Genomic DNA, 18,608 nt, shown 5'->3' with positions numbered 1-18,608 from the left:
TTTTAATATTTTTTAATTATAATAAAGTAAGTTATTGAGGTAATTATGTATAAAGTCGGTTTCTCAAAAGATACTCACAATTTAATTCCTGGAGAAGGAATTAAGATTGGTGGTATATTTATAGATTGCAATGTTAAGGTAGAATCTTATAGTGATGGGGATGTATTATTTCATGCCTTATCTGAATCGATACATGGTGCTTTAGGATTAGAAGATTTAGGATTTTATTATAATGAGTCTAATATGACTAAAGGTTTTGATTCAGTTATAATTTTAAATAGTGCGATGAATTTTTTAAAAAATGAGAATTATTTTATATCAAATGTCGATATTTTAATTGAGTTAGATAGTCCAAATTTGAAGTCAATAAAAACTTTAATCAAAAATAACTTACATAAAATTTTGTGTATAGATGAAAGAAACATTTCTATAAAGGCAACTACATCAGAAGGTAATAATACATCTATTATTAAATGTTACTCAACAATATTAATTTATAAAAAGGGGAAAGAAAATGAATAAATTTAGATTAAGATATGCACCATCACCAACAGGATACTTGCATATAGGAAATACTAGAACTGCTTTAATGAATTACATATTTGCAAAACATTATAATGGAGATTTCATTGTTAGAATTGAAGATACAGATATTGAAAGAAATGTTGAAGGTGCTATTGAATCTCAATTTGATAATATGGAATGGCTAGGGATAATCCCAGACGAATCATTCTTAAAACCAAATAAAAATTTTGGGGAGTACATGCAGTCAAAAAAACTTCAAAGGTACATTGAGATTTCTAACACACTTATTGAAAAAGGATATGCTTATAAATGTTTTTGTTCAAAAGAAGAATTAGAAAAAGAACGTCAATCTCAATTAGATAGAAATATACAAGCCCCTAAATATAATAGAAATTGTTGAAATAATAGAGATTTATTAAAAAATAAAACATCTGAATTTAATGTTAGATTTAAAGTACCTGATAACAAAGAGTTTGAAATAGATGATCTTATAAGAGGTATTGTTTCATTTAACTCAAAAGATATTGGTGATTTTGTAATATTAAAATCAAATGGAATTGCAACTTATAACTTTGCTGTTGTTGTAGATGATGTAGATATGGAAATAACACACGTATTAAGGGGTGAAGAACATATTTCCAATACACCTAAACAACTAATGATTTATGAAGCAATGGGGTGAACAACCCCTAAATTTGGGCATTTAACTTTAATAGTAGACGAAACTAGAAAAAAACTTTCTAAAAGAAGCGGTAATGAAATGTTTTTCATTTCTGAATATAGAAAAAAAGGTTTTTTACCACAAGCTATATTTAACTTTGTATCCTTATTAGGTTGAAGTCCTAATATTGAAAAAGAGGTATTTACGAAAGAAGAATTAATCAGCATATTTGATGAGAAGAGATTTTCTAAATCACCAAGCATGTTTGACTATAATAAATTGAAATGAATTAATAGCCAATATATGAAAAAATTAAATGATGCAGATTATCTAAGTTTTGTTAAGGAATTTATAAATAAAGATAAGTTCAGTATAAGTGATATAGATGTAAATTGACTTGATGAGGTTTTATTATTATTTAAAAAAGAAATTGAATTTGGTATTCAAATAAACGATCATCTTGGATTATTTTGAGATAACAATAACAAAAAAGATTTTGAAATTTTGAAAAGTATAAATAATTGACAACAAAGTATTAAAAAATTCAAAGAAAATTTAACTTTATTAGAAGATTATAATGTTGATTCTATAAAACATATGATTAATAATATTGGTAAGGAGCTTGACATTAAAGGTATGAATCTATTTATGCCAATAAGAATTGCTGCTACTAATTCTGAGCATGGACCTGAATTAGCAAAAGTTATTTTTCTTTTAGGTAAAAATAAGGTTTTAAAAAACATTGATTTAATATTGAATGAGTAGGTATTTTGTATGAAAAAATTTATTAGAGATAATGTACATGGTGAAATATCAATTAATGAAGATTTTATAATTGAATTAATTGAATCAAAAGCATTTCAAAGACTACGCCGAATTATCCAATTAGGTGGAGGACAGTTTGTTTTTCCAAGTGCATCTCACACAAGATTCTCTCACTCAATTGGAGTTTATCATGTGATTTGCAAGTTTTTAGAAAATGAATCAGTTTTTAAATCTTTGAATAGTAATGAAATTAAAGCTTTAAAATGCGCAGGACTTTTACATGATATTGGTCATGGGCCATTTTCTCATAGCTTTGAAAAAGTTATAAATCAGAAACATGAAGAGTTTTCAAAAAGAATTATTCATGAGGATTATGAAATAAATAACATCTTAAATAAATATTCAATTAACCCAAAAGAAGTTACAGATATAATAGAAGGAAAACATAAAAATTTAGTCTTAAGCAATTTAGTTTCAAGTCAAATTGATGCAGATAGAATTGATTATTTATTAAGAGACTCCATAGGAGCAGGTGTTAATTATTCAAAATTAGATTTACAGTGAATTATAAGGCATACTATGGTACACGATAATAAAATTGTTTTCCCAGAAAAAACTGTTAATTCAATTGAACATTTTTTACTTGGTAGGTATCATATGTTTTTACAAGTATACCACCATAAAATTTCTAAAGCATTCGATTTCACATTAGAAAAATGATTTGAGAGATTGAAATTTTTGTTTAAAAAAGGTTTTAGTTTTAAAAATACATACTTTATAGAAGTTTTAAAAAATATCTTAGAAGATAAAAAATTATCTGTAGAAGATTATTTAAGACTTGATGACTATACAGTTATTGAGTTTATAAAACAAAGCGAAGAGGAAAATGATTTTATCCTTAAAGATTTAGCATCAAGAATTTTAAATAGATCATTTGTAAGTGTTTCGTCTAGTATCGATGAAGAACAATACAACACTTACAAATCTAATTTCCCTTATGATACTAATTATTACTTTGGTATTATGAAAGAATCAAGTTTTAATATTTATGAAGGAGACAAATCTGACTATTCTAAGGATATATTTATCCTTTCTAAGGATGAAATAAAACCAATAACAGAAGTTTCTAAAATCTTAGTAAGTGTTGATATTAATAAAAAATTCTATATTTTCGTTAAGAATAAGGTAGAATAAAAAATATGGAGGGTAATTATGCATAAAACATCACCTATTGAATTAGCATACAGCTACTTAAGCTCTGTTAAAAACAATATGTCATTTGAGGATATTTGAAATTCGATTTCAAGAGAAATAGAGGCAAGTAACGAGAGAAAGAATGAAATTATTGCTGAATTATATAGTGATTTAGTTTTAGATAATAGATTTGCCTTAACAGCTGATGGAAAATGAGGATTGAGAGATTATTTAAAGTTTGAAGATGTAAAGAAACAATATGAATACGTTGATAAGTTTGAGACAACTGAAGAGTTTGATGATTTAGATCCTTTCCAAACTTCTGAATTATATGATTTTGATACCGATACAGGAGAAAGCGTTAAAAAAGCTAAGCTTAGATTAGATAGCGAAATTGATACCGATGATGATATTTCATTAGATTTAAATGATGATGAAGATTTTGATGATTTTGACGAAGATTTTGAAGAAGATGATTATGGTGATGGCGATTAATTATCTTTTTTATTGTTTGATTGGATTTACAAATTTTAGTTTATAAGGAGATTTTTTATATGAGTAAGCACATTTTTATAACTGGGGGTGTAGTTTCAGGTTTAGGTAAAGGTATAACAGGAAGCTCATTAGGTGTTTTATTAAAAAATAGCGGTTTAAAGATATTTATGCAAAAGTTTGACCCATACCTTAATATAGATCCTGGAACAATGAATCCAATTGAACATGGTGAAGTTTTTGTAACTAATGATGGAGGAGAAACAGATCTTGATTTAGGACATTATGAAAGATTTATAGATGTAAATTTAACAAAAAGCTCTTCATATTCAGCTGGTAGAATATATGCCGATGCTTTGGATATTGAAAGACAAGGTGGTTATAAAGGCAAAACAGTTCAAGTAATCCCCCATATTACTAATTTAATAAAAAGTAAAATTTATGAAGTTGAAAAAAATAATGACTATGATGTAATAATAAGTGAAATCGGAGGAACTGTTGGTGATATTGAGTCACAACCCTTTCTTGAAGCAATCAGACAAATAAGAATGGAAAAGTCTAAGGAAAATGTTTTATTTATACATATTGCATTATTACCTTATTTGAAAGTATCTAATGAGTTTAAAACAAAACCTATACAACATTCAGTTAAAGAAATGTTAAGTTTAGGGTTACAACCAGACATCATTGTAGCAAGAAGTGAATTTAGTTTTGAAGATAAGCTGAAAGACAAAATTTCTTCTTTTTGTAACGTACCTAAGGAAAATGTAATTGAATGTAGCGATAGTGATTCAATATATAAAGTACCTTTAATAGTTCAAAAATCAAATATGCATAAAATTGTTGCTAAACAACTAAACTTAAGTTTAAAAGATACTGATATGTCTCAATGGAACTCTTTTGTAGATAATATAAATGCTTCAACAGAAGAAGTTGAAATAACTATAGTAGGAAAATATGTTGAGTTAAGTGATGCTTATTTATCAGTTATAGAGTCTTTAAAAATTGCAGGTTATGATTTAAAACATAAAATTAAATTAAAATGAGTTAATTCAAGAAGAATAAGTGAAAGCAATTATGAAGAAATTTTAAAAGATTCTAAAGGTATATTAGTGCCAGGTGGTTTTGGTGAAGAAGGAATAGAGGGTAAAATTTGTGCCGCAAAGTATGCAAGAGTTAACAATATACCATATCTGGGTATTTGTTTAGGAATGCAAGTTGCTTGTGTAGAATTTGCAAGAAATGTCTTGAATTTGAAAGATGCAAGTTCTACTGAAATTAATCCAAATACTAATAACCCTATAATAGATATATTAGAAGGTAAAAATACTAAAGATATTGGTGGCACATTAAGACTAGGAGCTTATAAAACAACCTTATTAGATAATACACTTGCTAAAGAATTATATAATTCTAATGAAGTAATTGAAAGGCACAGACATAGATATGAGTTCAATAATAAATATAAAGAAAAGTTTGAATCAAATGGTATGGTATTTTCTGGTATTTATGTTGAAAAAAATTTAGTCGAAATTATAGAAATTCCAAAAAATAAATTTTTTATAGCTTGTCAATACCATCCAGAATTTACAAGTAGACCTAATAAACCAAATCCTTTATTCAAAGGATTTATAAAATCAATTATTAAAAATGTACAATAAAGTAAAGTAATGTAATTAAAGTTGTATAATCTTTTTGTGGAGGAAAAATAATAATGGCAAAATTATATAATAGTAGATTAGTAAATGCTACTAAAATGGTTAAAGATGCACATGAAAATAAATATGCTATTGGTCACTTTAACATAAATAATTTAGAATGAACTAAATCTTTATTGGAGGCAGCTCAAGATTCTAAAACACCTATAATAATTGCAACTTCTGAAGGAGCAATTAAATATATGGGAGGTCTAAAAACTATTGTTGGAATGGTTAATGGTCTTTTAGAAGAATTAAATATAACAGTTCCTGTTGCTTTACATTTAGATCATGGACAATCTGTTGAAATGGCTAAAAAATGTATAGAAGCAGGTTACTCTTCAGTAATGTTTGATGGTTCACATTTACCATATGAAGAAAACATTGCCAAAGTAAAAGAATTGATGATTTTTGCAAATGATCATGAAGTTTCAGTTGAAGCAGAAATCGGTTCAATTGGTGGTGAAGAAGATGGTGTTGTTGGTGAAGGTGAATTAGGGGATCCATTACAAGCTGAAGAAATGTCAAAACTTGGTATTTCAATGTTAGCTGCTGGTATAGGTAATATACATGGTAAATATCCTGAATGATGAAAATCTTTATCTTTTGAAACTTTAGAAGCATTACAAAATGCTTGTAAACTACCAATGGTTTTACATGGTGGTTCAGGGATACCTCAAGATCAAGTAGAAAAAGCAATAAAATTAGGTATTTCAAAAATTAATGTTAATACTGAATTACAATTATCATTCAGAGATGCAACAAGAAAATATATAGAAGATAAAAAAGATTTAGATGATCATGGAAAAGGTTTTGACCCAAGAAAATTATTAGCTCCTGGTTCAAAAGCAATTAAAGAGACTTTCTTAGAGTTAACTAAGTGGTTCGGTTGTCAAGGTAAAGCTAAGTAATTAATATTATTAAAAAATAATAATTGATGATATCTTTATTTAAAATATATGATATTATTAATTTTGTATCTATATTTTAAAGGACGGTGAAAGAATGCCAAAGCAAGGAATACATCCAAATTATCAAGAAGCAAAATTTATTTGTACATCATGTAGTAACGAATTTCTATCTGGTTCAACAAAAGGATCAGAAGTAAGAGTAGATACTTGTTCAAATTGTCACCCTTTCTATACTGGAAAGCAAAATTTTGCAAATGCTGAAGGACGTGTAGAGAAGTTTAAAGAAAAGTTTGCTAAAAAAGACGCAGTTCAAGCAGAAATGAAAAAAGCTTCTGAAAGTCAAAAAGCTGAAAATGCTAAAAAAGCAAAAGAAAAAAAATAGTATATAATTAAAAAAGTATGATTACATTAGTGTTGTACTTTTTTATTTTATTTAAATAGTACTATTTTAAAAAGCATAATATAATTAGGTTTAGGTGGTAGAAATGAGTTTAAAACTTAAAAAAGCAACGTTCATTAATAAAAAAGTAGTTCCAAATGAAGTTACTTTTGAGACAGAAGACATATTTACTAGTGTTATTTCAAATAACTCAGAAGATTTGAAAAGTTTTAAAACTATATTAACTGGAAAATATTTAGTTAAATCAGGTTATTTCAAAATAGATGGTTATGATAAAGTTAATAAAGATTGAACTAAACAGCATGTAGATGTAATTTCTATGAGCAAAAACCTTAGAAAATGACCAGAAAAATTTTGGTTATCAACATATTTATTACTTAATAAAGAGTTTTATAACAATGCTAAAATTAATTATTTAAATGATAAATATGATTATTTATCTTATTCAACATCATACAATATAACTGAAGATTTGAATATGAGAAAAAAAGTTGAAAAAATGATTCTCACATTTATTAATAGTTCTATTGAGATTGAAGAACAATGGTTACAAGACTTCCTAAATCAGCAAATCAATTTTAATAATAAAAACTTGGAAGAAAAAAATGAAACTCTCGAAGAACACATTAAGATTATAGTTAAAGATTATTATTTTTTAATCGATAAAACACTAAATTACGAGTTGTTAGAGACTTTTTTACAAAGTTTATGAGATAAAGTTTATAATTTTATGGAGTTAACATCTCTTTGTAAATGTGAGTATATAGCTAAAAAATCAAAAGATAAATCAACTAAAAAACTTGCAAAGCATTTAAACTTTAATCAAGTTAATTATGTAGTTAGAAAACAATTAAAAATTATTGATGTTAAGATTAGTCACATTAGGAATAAAATCTTAAAAAATAAAAATATAATATTAAGTCTGAAAAAACAAATCAACTTTGAAATGATTAAGTTGAATAAAATAAATAAAAAGTTAAAAAATCTTGACGTTTATTTTGGTTGAAGGCAGGCTTCCAATGACCAAAGATCAGAGTTTGTTATTAAACAAGAAAAAATGTTTTTTGATGGTTTAACTGATGAATCTACAACACTAAGAGGAAAAATTGTGGAAGTAATCCATGGGTTCCACAAACAAATCTTAAAAAAAGATATAAGTTATAAAAAAACAAGTTTATTTAAAACAGAATTAAAAGCTTTGAAATCAAAAATTAATACAATGTCAGAACAATCTAAAAATTACATAAACGATTTATGTGAAAAACTAGATTTAAAACTAGATTTATTTTCTATTAAGTGGAATGGTGTAATAAATATTTGATATTTAATTTTAAAATCAATCTTTCTAAAAAAATATAACTTAATATTTTATAAAGTACTGGAAAAGTTATCTTTAAATGAAACCAGAGAATTATTTCATGTTTTAAATAATTTATATAAATTAGATAATAATTATAAGTTTATATTTTTAGATACCCAAATTCAAAATGTTGCGTGTTTAAATAAAGAATTCTATCTTATAAATAAATCTAAAATATTAAAACTATCTTTTTCTGATTTTATAAAAAATAATTGAAACAGCCATGCTTCTGAAATTTTCTACAATAATAATAAAATACAATATGAAAGAGTAAAAGATAAAGTTATCATATTAAATAATAAAATTAAAAGTAACTCCTTATCATTTAATGCTAAAGGATATATAATTCTAGACCCCTTAAAATTAAGCAGTAGTAAAAAAGAAACTAAAAACAATCTTTTTGAAATAAAAGGATATATTAAAGATAACAAATTATTCTCTGATGAAAAAGTTAAATATTTTGTTTCAGACGATAAACAAGTCAAACTTTACTTTTATTCAGATTTAAATTATAAAGCTAAACAAAAAATAAGTGTTTATGTAACTGAAGATGCAATATTTAAAGTTATATAGAAAGGTATAATGAAAGATCTAATACAATTTATAAAAGATTTTGATCATATTGTGATTGCAAAACATAAAAGTCCAGATTGAGATACACATGGTTCAGCATATGGTTTGAAATCAATCATCAAAACCAATTTTCCATCGAAAAATGTTTATATTGTTGGATGAGATATGGAAAGCGATTGTAGAGAAAAAGACGAAGCAATATTGAATGAGGAAATTCTTGAAAAATGCTTATTTATTACTGTTGATGTTGCTAATTATGATAGAATAGATTTTGATAGGTTAGAACATATAAAAACAATATATAAAATAGATCACCATATAGAAGTTGATAATTTCACTCAGTTTAAGCTTGTTGAAGATAACGCAATAGCTTGTACTCAAGTTATTACATTATGAGCATATGATAATAGCTTAATAATAGATAAAAAAGCTGCAAGATATTTGTTCTATGGTTTAATAACCGACTCTGCAAGATTCTTGTATAAAAATACAAATTCAAAAAGTTTTAAAGCGGCTATGATTTTATCAGAAGTATTTACAGAAATAACAACTGTTTATGAAAGTTTGTATTTAAAAAGTATACACCAAGCTAGATGAAATAGTAAATGTTTTAGCAAAATAAAACAGTTAAAAAATGAAAAAGTTGCATATTTGAAAATAAAAAAGAAAGACTTCAAAAATAAAAATTTAACAGAGTTTGAAGTAAAATCTTCTTTATCTATTTTTCTTAATATTAAAGAAATAGAAGTTTGATACATAGCTTACGAGTCTAACTCATCAAAAAAAATTAAGGTCTCATTAAGAAGTAGAAAACACAATGTAAATAAAGTAGCAGAAAAATTTGGTGGGGGTGGACATATCCTTGCTTCAGGTTTAACATTGCAAAGTTGAAAAGAGTTAAAACTTTTAAACAAAGAGTTGGATAAATTATTTAAAGAGGATAAAGTAGATGAGTAATATATTAAATTTAAAAAACAAAAAAGGATGAATTGAATTAATTACAGGTTGTATGTTTGCAGGCAAAACAGAAGAGTTTATAAAAAGATTAAGAAGATATCAATATGCAAATCAAAATATTATTGTTTTTAAACCAGCAATAGATGATAGGTATGGTCAAAAAGAAATTTATTCACATTCTAGAATGAACATTGACGCAATTCCAATTCAAAATAGTGAAGAACTAATAAAAGTTTTTAATGAAAAAAATAAAAATAAAAATATTGATGTAATTGGAATTGATGAAGTACAATTTCTTGATGAAAACATCGTTAATGTATTAGATAATTTTGCAAATAAAGGAATTATAGTTATTGCAAGTGGTTTAGATAAAGATTTTAGAAATAGACCATTTAAAAACGTTGACAAACTACTTGTTAATGCTGAGTATATTGATAAATTAACATCTATTTGTCATAAATGTGGTGGTAATGGAACAAGAACTCAAAGAATAATTGATGGTAAACCAGCTTCTCTTGATAGTCCCTTAATATTTATTGCAGCAAACGAAAAATATGAATCAAGATGTAGACATTGTTTTGAGGAACCAAGGTAGGAGATAATATGAACGCAAAGACATTAGAAGCACTTAATGTTATTGAAAAAAGAGTAAATATGATTGATTCTAAGTTACAAGATGAAGCAAATTTATCAGACATTAAGTTACTAACAGAATTAAATAAAGAAAGATCTAGTTTAGAAAGCATATATAATGAATATTTAGAATATAAAAAAATAAAAAGCGACTTAGATGAAGCAAACTATATGTTAAAAAATGAAAAAGATGCTGAACTTAAACAACTTGCTAAAAGTGAGTTACAAGACTTAGAAGAAAAAATTGAAACCTTAGAAAAAAACATAGAATTGTTACTTTTACCAAAAGACCCTAATGATGATAAAAATGTTGTATTTGAAATTAGAGGTGCAGCAGGTGGTGATGAAGCTAACATTTTTGCAGGAGATTTATTTAGACTATATACAAGATATGCCGAAAAAAACAATTGAAAAGTTGAAGTTTTAGAAGAGAGCGAATCAACAGCAGGAGGATTTAGCCAAATTTCATTTATGGTGAAAGGTGATAATGTATACTCAAAAATGAAGTTTGAATCTGGAAGCCATAGAGTACAAAGAGTTCCAAAAACAGAGTCCAAAGGAAGAATTCAAACTTCTACAGCTACTGTTGCTGTCTTACCAGAAGTTTCAGATTTGGAAGTAGATATTAAACTATCAGATCTTAGAATTGATACTTATAGGTCTTCTGGAGCTGGTGGTCAACATGTTAATACAACTGATTCTGCTGTAAGAGTTACACATATTCCGACCGGAATAGTTGCCTCATCTCAAGATGGAAGAAGTCAACACGATAATAAAGACAAAGCTATGACAATGTTAAGGGCTAGAATTTATGAGTATGAGCTTCAAAAAAAACAAGAACAAGAAGCAAGTCAAAGAAAAAGTGCAGTAGGTACAGGAGCAAGAAGTGAAAAAATAAGAACTTATAATTATCCGCAGAACAGAATAACAGACCATCGAATTAATTTAACATTAAGTAAGTTAGATCAGGTTATGGAAGGTAATTTAGAAGAAATTATTGACGGTTTAATAAAAAATCATCAGAAAGAATTAATAGCTGAACAAATCAATGAAGATAATTAAGGAAGTTGTTGAATTTTATTCAAAAGATTTTGATAAAAAACAAATAAAAAATATTATTAAACATGTTTTGTATAAAGATGTTTTTTTTGATGACGATATCGTTACAAAAAATGAGATAAAAGAAATAAGAAAAATATTTAAGAAATTAAAAAAAGGACAATTATTAGAATATATTACTAATAGAAAGTTTTTTTATAAAAACAATTTTATTGTTAATAAAAATACTTTAATACCAAGACCAGAGACAGAACTTTTAGTTGAAGAAGTATTACAATATAACCTTCAAAATAAAAATGTTTTCGACATATGTTGTGGAACAGGTTGCATAGGACTAAGTATTTATTTAGAAAACAATAATATTAATTTATTTATGTCTGATATTAGCAAAAAAGCTCTAAATGTTACAAAGAAAAATATAAAACTTTTAAATGCTAAAGCCAAAGTTTACAAGTCTAATTTTATAAACTTTATATTTGAAAAAAATTTGAAACCTGATTTTATAATAATCAACCCACCATATATCGATAAAAGAGATAAAAATTTAGATATTTTAGTCAAAAAAAACGAGCCTAAAACGGCTCTTTTTGCAAAAGATAATGGTTTATTTTTTTATAAAGTTCTTTATAATAACCTAGAAAAACTCTTTAATTTAAATAAAGATTTAATAATATTATGTGAATTTGGTTTTGAACAAAAACAAAAGCTAGAGGGCATTTTTAATTTAAAGAGAGTAAAATATAAAATAGAATTTAAGAAAGACTATTCTAATTTATGAAGATATTTTATTTTAAAGAAGGTTTAGTATGATAAATACATTCGATACAAGTAATAAAGTAAAAAGAAGCTCCATTTTAAAAATGGCATTTGTTTTTACTTTATTAGTAATTCCACAAGTACTATTTATAATTATTTTGTATTTAAATAACTCATTTGATATTTATAAAAATAATTATGAAACTCTTCAAAATTACTTTATTAATCTCTCTTTACCAACTTATAACTTAATCATGATAAGTGCTTGATTTGGTACTTCAATTTATATTATTTCAATTATTTTTATTTTATTCTTAGATAAATTATTGAATAAAACTAAGCTGAATAAAATGAAACATACAGTTATAGTTGGTTTAGGTTCATTAATTATAATGAGTTTTTTAATAACATCAGTAAGTGAATACAACTACTCAAAATTTTTTCAAATGTATAGTTATGTTTCAAATTCAAATATAGATAATGCAAACCCTGTTTTAGAAAATGTTATAGAAAAATTAAAGAATAATTATAATGAAAAGACTATATATGGTTGAGCAACTGATACAATGACATGGTGACTTTGTTTAGTTAAGGTAACGATAACAATAATATACTTTTCTTTCTTTAGTAATTCATTAGAAAAGAAAAAACTTAATACTAGCCATATTAAAAAAGTTTTTGGTCAAGAAAAATTTTCAACAATATTAAGCAGTTTATCTTTAAATAGTAAAAAAAACATCTCACTTTGAATAATTTTATCTGCCCTAGCTGTTTTCATACCTCATTTTATTTATGTAATAACAATTTCTATACATAATAACTCTTTAAACTCAATGTTAAACTGAACATTTAGCGGACTAGAACTAATCAATAAAAGTGATCTATCTCAAAACTATTCTCAGTTTGCAATTAAAAACTTACCTATCATAACTTCTGGATTTATGATAGCAACTATTTGTGTATTAGGTGTTATTTATTTTAAAAAAGAAGAAATTAATTATAAATTTTTAATAACTCAATTTATTATTTTATTTATCGAGGTTATATTTTTGATTAGTGTAAATACATATTCAATGCACAAACTAAATGAAATTTATAATTATTGAAATGAAAACAATTTAAGTCATTTCATAAACACAAATGAGTATCTTTATAAGAAACTTGGAAGTTCATTCATAAACTCTGATGGAACAATAAAAGATTTCTTTTTATATGGAATTAAGTATGTTTCTCATGCAATAATAACTTTTAGTTTATTTATAACATCTTATGTAATTATTGGTACAAAACTTATAAAAAACTACAAAATAAGTTTTGTTTCAACCAAAATTGACAATATATAATAGCAAAGTAGATTAACAATTACAATAGATTTATAACTTTTTTATTAATTTTATGGTATAATTATCAATGTAATAAGGAGGTGTTTCTATGTATATTAATCCATTTGAAAGAATGAAAAAACAAAAAGAAGATGAAGTAAAAAAAGAAGCAGAAAAACAAAAAGAAAAAGAAAAATATATACGTTTAGGAGCTCAGATGGGTTTTGTAGATAACAAAGATGTAATACCTTCTTTCATCAAAACAATGTTAGATGATAATAACAAGGTTTCTGTTCCACCTTTCCCAGGTTTGAGTGATAATTATTCAAGTCAACAACCATCATGATCTGATTCTAATTCAAACTCATATAACAAATTCAATGATTTGCAATCTACTAATACACAGCAAATCATGAATAATAGTTATAATTTTCCTTTTGAGAATCAATTAGTTAATGATGAAATAAAAGATGCTAATAATTTTCAAAATAATAGCTTAGATAACAAAGATACTACTTCTAAATTTAAAGAAACATACAATATAAATAACAATATTAGTATTAATAATGAAAAAGATTTAGTAGTAGAAAATGATATTTTTAAAAATTTAAAAAGTCCTCTATCAACTATTAATGAAAGTATATTACCTATTGAAGATATAAAAGAATCAATAAAAGAACCTATTTATACAAGTTTTGAACATTCAACTAAAGATAATTATTTAAATGAAATCGAAGAAGACTGCACGTTCTTAAAATTAGATGAATATAAAGAGTATTTTAATAATGAAAATCTTGATAATAAATTATTAATGATCCCTGTTGATAAAAAAAATAATAGAAGAGTTTTAAAATATATAAAAACAAATATATCTAATTTATATAGTATCTTCATTGATGTTTCTGAGATATCAAAGTACAGAAGACCGTACAGATTCTTTTTAAAACAATTAATATCTAAATTACCTATTCAAATAGATCTTGAAGATAGAAGAGAATTATGAGAACGAGTTGATTTAATGTTAAAAGGTACTAGTTGAGGACAAATTGAATTAGTTGATGATTTTGAAGATATTATGGATGAGGTCTTTGTGGTTGATGATCCAGTAGATTTAATTGTTTCTGAGTTTAAAAATTTATTTGAATCATATAATTTTACAAATAGAATTTCAGTATTTGTTGATAACTTCATACCAATAGATATAAATCTTAAAAAATCATTTATTGAGTTTTTTAATAAGATAGTTGTAAAAATACCTAACCTAAATCTAACCTTTATGACTGACTCTGATTTTTATAAAGAATTTTCAAAAGAATATATTTTTGAATATGTAGATATAATTATAAAAATGGTTGAAAAAAATAATCTAAATAAAAAATTGGACAATAATGTTTTAAGCCAAGAAAAAAGTTTTAAAGAAGTTAATGAAGAAGTATTAAATTTTACAAGACTAAACAATGACTTTTTAGATAATGACTCCTCTTTAAAATCTGTTATAAACACTTTATCAAGTCTACCCCCAAGTAGCTCCACTACAAACGCAACCGAACTCAATTTAAATAAAGATATAAGTCTACCCAATCAAAGTTTGGTAACTCAACAACCAAGTTTTATGGGTAACCAAAATACTAATTTAAACTCATTTAATTTTCCAAATCAAAATGAGCCACCTAACAGCTTTAACAACAAAACATCATTGTTAAGTGCTAATTCAGATGCATCAAACAAAGTATCTAGCATTCTAAATAGTAAGATGAGAATTGATGTTGGTAGAGTATTAGAAAAACAACAAATTGAACTTGATAAAATTAATAAAAAAGAAGAATGGGAATCAAAACAAAAAACTGAAGGACCAATCTTCAGAACAGAAATATTGGCCGACTCATCAATAAGTAAAAATAATGATAAAAATTATAATTTATTTGATCGAAGCATGGAAGTTGGTAACCAACAAATAAGTATAAGTGAAAACTTATATTCGAAAAAACAAGAACAAGAAGGAAATAATCTCTTTACTATCCAAGGTAGTAATTGAGAGAATTTAAATAAAAAGGAGGTAAGTATGTTTGCATTTTTAATAATAAGTGCTTGATCAATAGTTATAACTTCATCAGTTGTATTAATTGCTTATTTAACATTGTCGTTGCTTTTGACAATGATTGCAAAAGTTGCAATTTTAATGAAGATTTATAATTTATTGTCTGGACACCCTTATTCAAGTGTTGCAGGTAATGATAGTAGTTTTTTAGTTAATGCTACAAATATGGCTAATAAAGAATTAGGAGCATTTATAATGCTTGGAGTATTAATTTTTATAGCATTAACATTAATAATAGTTGCTAGCATTGAACTATCTAGATTAAGAAAAAAACAAAAGATATCAAAACCATTTGTAAAAGCTTATTTATTGCTTTTAGTAGTAGCTTTTATGTTAATTAGTCAAACTATTTTATTAATAGTTGCTGGATCATTAGTATTTGGACTTGTAATATTAGAGTTTGTTTTATTTGATAATGATGCTTTGAACAACTATGCAGAAGAAAGAAACTTGATATCAATCAATCGAGAAGAGAAAAAGTTTGAAAGAGAGGTTGCTAAAGAGGGAAAGCAAAATGGCAACGTGACTTTAAAAAAAATAGAATCAAACCAAGAAAAAAACAGAAATGGTCTGATAAAAAACATTGATAAAGATGCGTTGCCAAGTGATGAACACAAATTGGATATTAAATATAGAAAAAAACATCAAAGATGAAAAAAACAAAGAAACTCTTTAATAGAACTTCGAAATCAGATAATCTCTTCTAAAGAAAATACTAAACAAAATGTAATTGATAAATTAATTAATAGTTTCAATTATAAAGCAAAAAAAATTAATGATTTAGCATCACAACTTGAAATACCTAACAGTTTTTTTGTTGAATATATTTATCAAGATAGTATGATGAGTTCAACAATAAATGACGAAAACTCTATATTTGAATTAATTGAAGACATTGAAGTTGAAACAACTTTGGAGGATGATTACAAAGATGATAACTTTAATAATGAGCAAGCTAAAGAAAATTTAAATATTGAGACTTTTACTACAGAAGAAATGGACGATTTTGAAAGTGCATACCCTGAATATGGGTATGGTAATCAAAACAGTCTTGGTGAAGAGTTTTTAAAAGAAAAATTATCTAGAGCTATAAATATGGATTTATCTGATTTAAAATTAACAGAAGATAAACTTCATAAAAACGATATTTTAAGTACTTCAAGTTATGACCAACATGGTATTTTAGATACATTAGTTAGCGAACAAAATGAAGACTCTAATAATTATTTAAGACCTGTTGATGAAAATGTTTTTAAAAGACCTGAAACAAGAATTGATTCTTCTGCACCAAGTACAAATGCACTTGGTGAACAATTCATTAAAGAAAAAATGACTCGTGCAATTAATATGGATTTAGATGTTTTAATTGAATCAAGAGATGAAAAAGAAACTGAATTAAATAATATCTTTAAAGATTATGAAGTATATGATTCTAATGCATATGATAAATATAACCAAGAAGAAAAACTTATACAAAAGCCAGAGCCAACAACTTTTAAAAGACCTGAAACAAGAATTGATCAAACAATTTCAACTCCAAACATTTTTAATGATTTAGAAATAACAAATCAAAATGTTTTTAAAAGACCTGAAACTAGAATTGATTCTTCTGCACCAAGTACAAATGCACTTGGTGAACAATTCATTAAAGAAAAAATGGCTCGTGCAATTAATATGGATTTAGATGTTTTAATTGAATCAAGAGATGAAAAAGAAACAGAATTAAATAATATCTTTAAAGATTATGAAGTATATGATTCTAATGCATATGATAAATATAACCAAGAAGAAAAACTTATACAAAAGCCAGAGCCAACAACTTTTAAAAGACCTGAAACAAGAATTGATCAAACAATTTCAACTCCAAACATTTTTAATGATTTAGAAATAACAAATCAAAATGTTTTTAAAAGACCTGAAACAAGAATTGATTCTTCTGCACCAAGTACAAATGCACTTGGTGAACAATTCATTAAAGAAAAAATGGCTCGTGCGATTAATATGGATTTAGATGTTTTAATTGAATCAAGAGATGAAAAAGAAACAGAATTAAATAATATCTTTAAAGATTATGAAGTATATGGTTCTAATGCATATGATAAATATAATCAAGAAGAAAAACTTATACAAAAGCCAGAACCAACAACTTTTAAAAGACCTGAAACAAGAATTGATCAAACAATTTCAACTCCAAACATTTTTAATGATTTAGAAATAACAAATCAAAATGTTTTTAAAAGACCTGAAACAAGAATTGATTCTTCTGCACCAAGTACAAATGCACTTGGTGAACAATTTATTAAAGAAAAAATGGCTCGTGCAATTGATGAAAGTATAAATAATTTATCAAGCACTACAAAAGACAATGAATCAAATATTAATGAATTGTTTGATAATTTCAAAATTAAAACTTCTAATGCATATGATAAATATAATCAAGAAGAAAAACTTATACAAAAGCCAGAGCCAACAACTTTTAAAAGACCTGAAACAAGAATTGATCAAACAATTTCAACTCCAAACATTTTTAATGATTTAGAAATAACAAATCAAAATGTTTTTAAAAGACCTGAAACTAGAATTGATTCTTCTGCACCAAGTACAAATGCACTTGGTGAACAATTCATTAAAGAAAAAATGGCTCGTGCAATTGATGAAAGTATAAATAATTTATCAAGCACTACAAATGACAATGAATCAAATATTAATGAATTGTTTGATGATTTTAAACTTTTCAAACTTAACAAAGAAAATAAATTTAATCATAGTAACGATAGTGTGATTGAATACAATGATGACAATGTAATATTAGATTTAAAAAAAGATGCACAAAACATTGCTTTAGAAGCAGATCTTAAAAATATTCTTGATTTAGAAATAGATGATAACAATGTTATTAATGAAAGTAATAAAACATTAAAGAAAATTGATTCTATTGAATCAAGAATAAGTAGTATTGAAAAAGCATTAAATAATTTAAATCAAGAAAAAAAATCAAATGACTATAAACAAGAGTTAGATATTATAATGAATAAGTTAGATTTATTATATAAAGAAATGGAAGTATCAAAAAACTCTAAAAGAGAACACAACGTATTGCTTAAAAAATATGAGTACAACAAAAAAAGAAATCATTAATTAAATATATATTTATGATAAAATTAAATAGTAATATAAAAATTAAAAGTTCAACTTTTATTTTTTT

The 18,608-nt window shown here is 25.1% G+C and carries 14 protein-coding genes; all 14 read left to right on the top strand.

The genetic code is table 4. From position 1 onward, the window contains the following. Window positions 1-45 precede the first annotated feature (45 nt). The 14 genes from STURON_RS05440 (at window position 46) to STURON_RS05375 (ending at window position 18,541) form a co-directional block, all read left to right on the top strand. Window positions 46-522 (top strand): 2-C-methyl-D-erythritol 2,4-cyclodiphosphate synthase, encoded by a 477-nt coding sequence (locus STURON_RS05440; RefSeq protein ID WP_075048858.1) that lies wholly within the window; start codon window positions 46-48, stop codon window positions 520-522. Beyond that, window positions 515-1,951: a glutamate--tRNA ligase gene (gene gltX / locus STURON_RS05435; RefSeq protein WP_075048857.1), complete on the top strand. Its 1,437-nt coding sequence runs from the start codon at window positions 515-517 to the stop codon at window positions 1,949-1,951. Before STURON_RS05440 ends, gltX begins: the two co-directional genes overlap by 8 nt. 9 nt (window positions 1,952-1,960) lie before the next feature. Beyond that, window positions 1,961-3,145, top strand: coding sequence for an HD domain-containing protein (locus STURON_RS05430; RefSeq protein WP_075048856.1), 1,185 nt, complete (start codon window positions 1,961-1,963; stop codon window positions 3,143-3,145). A gap of 219 nt (window positions 3,146-3,364) precedes the next feature. After that, a complete protein-coding gene (locus STURON_RS05720) occupies window positions 3,365-3,640 on the top strand; it encodes a hypothetical protein (protein ID WP_144416206.1) in 276 nt (91 codons plus the stop codon). Between the two features lie 59 nt (window positions 3,641-3,699). Beyond that, the gene (locus tag STURON_RS05420; RefSeq protein ID WP_075048854.1) at window positions 3,700-5,298 is read left to right on the top strand and encodes a CTP synthase; all 1,599 of its coding nucleotides are present in this window, start codon (window positions 3,700-3,702) and stop codon (window positions 5,296-5,298) included. 53 nt (window positions 5,299-5,351) lie between these two features. Then, window positions 5,352-6,245, top strand: coding sequence for a class II fructose-1,6-bisphosphate aldolase (gene fba, locus STURON_RS05415; protein WP_075048853.1), 894 nt, complete (start codon window positions 5,352-5,354; stop codon window positions 6,243-6,245). A gap of 94 nt (window positions 6,246-6,339) precedes the next feature. Continuing rightward, on the top strand, window positions 6,340-6,627 hold the full coding sequence (rpmE, locus tag STURON_RS05410) for a 50S ribosomal protein L31 (RefSeq protein ID WP_075048852.1): 288 nt from the start codon (window positions 6,340-6,342) through the stop codon (window positions 6,625-6,627). A gap of 103 nt (window positions 6,628-6,730) precedes the next feature. After that, complete coding sequence (locus STURON_RS05405; protein WP_075048851.1) at window positions 6,731-8,578, top strand: hypothetical protein; 1,848 nt, start codon at window positions 6,731-6,733, stop codon at window positions 8,576-8,578. 9 nt (window positions 8,579-8,587) lie between these two features. Continuing rightward, window positions 8,588-9,535 carry a DHH family phosphoesterase gene (locus tag STURON_RS05400; RefSeq protein WP_075048850.1) on the top strand — a complete coding sequence of 316 codons (948 nt, stop codon included), beginning with the start codon at window positions 8,588-8,590 and terminating at the stop codon, window positions 9,533-9,535. Then, on the top strand, window positions 9,528-10,130 hold the full coding sequence (locus STURON_RS05395) for a thymidine kinase (protein WP_075048849.1): 603 nt from the start codon (window positions 9,528-9,530) through the stop codon (window positions 10,128-10,130). Before STURON_RS05400 ends, STURON_RS05395 begins: the two co-directional genes overlap by 8 nt. Window positions 10,131-10,138: 8 nt before the next feature. Continuing rightward, window positions 10,139-11,230, top strand: coding sequence for a peptide chain release factor 1 (gene prfA / locus STURON_RS05390; protein WP_075048848.1), 1,092 nt, complete (start codon window positions 10,139-10,141; stop codon window positions 11,228-11,230). Beyond that, entirely contained in the window at window positions 11,217-12,032 is an 816-nt protein-coding gene (prmC, locus tag STURON_RS05385; protein WP_082236214.1) for a peptide chain release factor N(5)-glutamine methyltransferase, read from the top strand. Before prfA ends, prmC begins: the two co-directional genes overlap by 14 nt. Window position 12,033: 1 nt before the next feature. Next, complete coding sequence (locus tag STURON_RS05380) at window positions 12,034-13,326, top strand: hypothetical protein (protein ID WP_075048846.1); 1,293 nt, start codon at window positions 12,034-12,036, stop codon at window positions 13,324-13,326. Window positions 13,327-13,414: 88 nt separating this feature from the next. Then, entirely contained in the window at window positions 13,415-18,541 is a 5,127-nt protein-coding gene (locus STURON_RS05375) for a YybS family protein (RefSeq protein ID WP_075048845.1), read from the top strand. The last annotated feature ends 67 nt before the right edge of the window (window positions 18,542-18,608 follow it).

Origin of the sequence: Spiroplasma turonicum (assembly GCF_001262715.1) — a bacterium.
In the GTDB taxonomy this organism is placed as follows: Bacteria; Bacillota_I; Bacilli_A; order Mycoplasmatales; family Mycoplasmataceae; genus Spiroplasma_A; species Spiroplasma_A turonicum.
The sequence above is the reverse complement of the archived record's forward strand: the minus strand, read 5'-3'. Positions and strand labels throughout refer to the sequence as shown.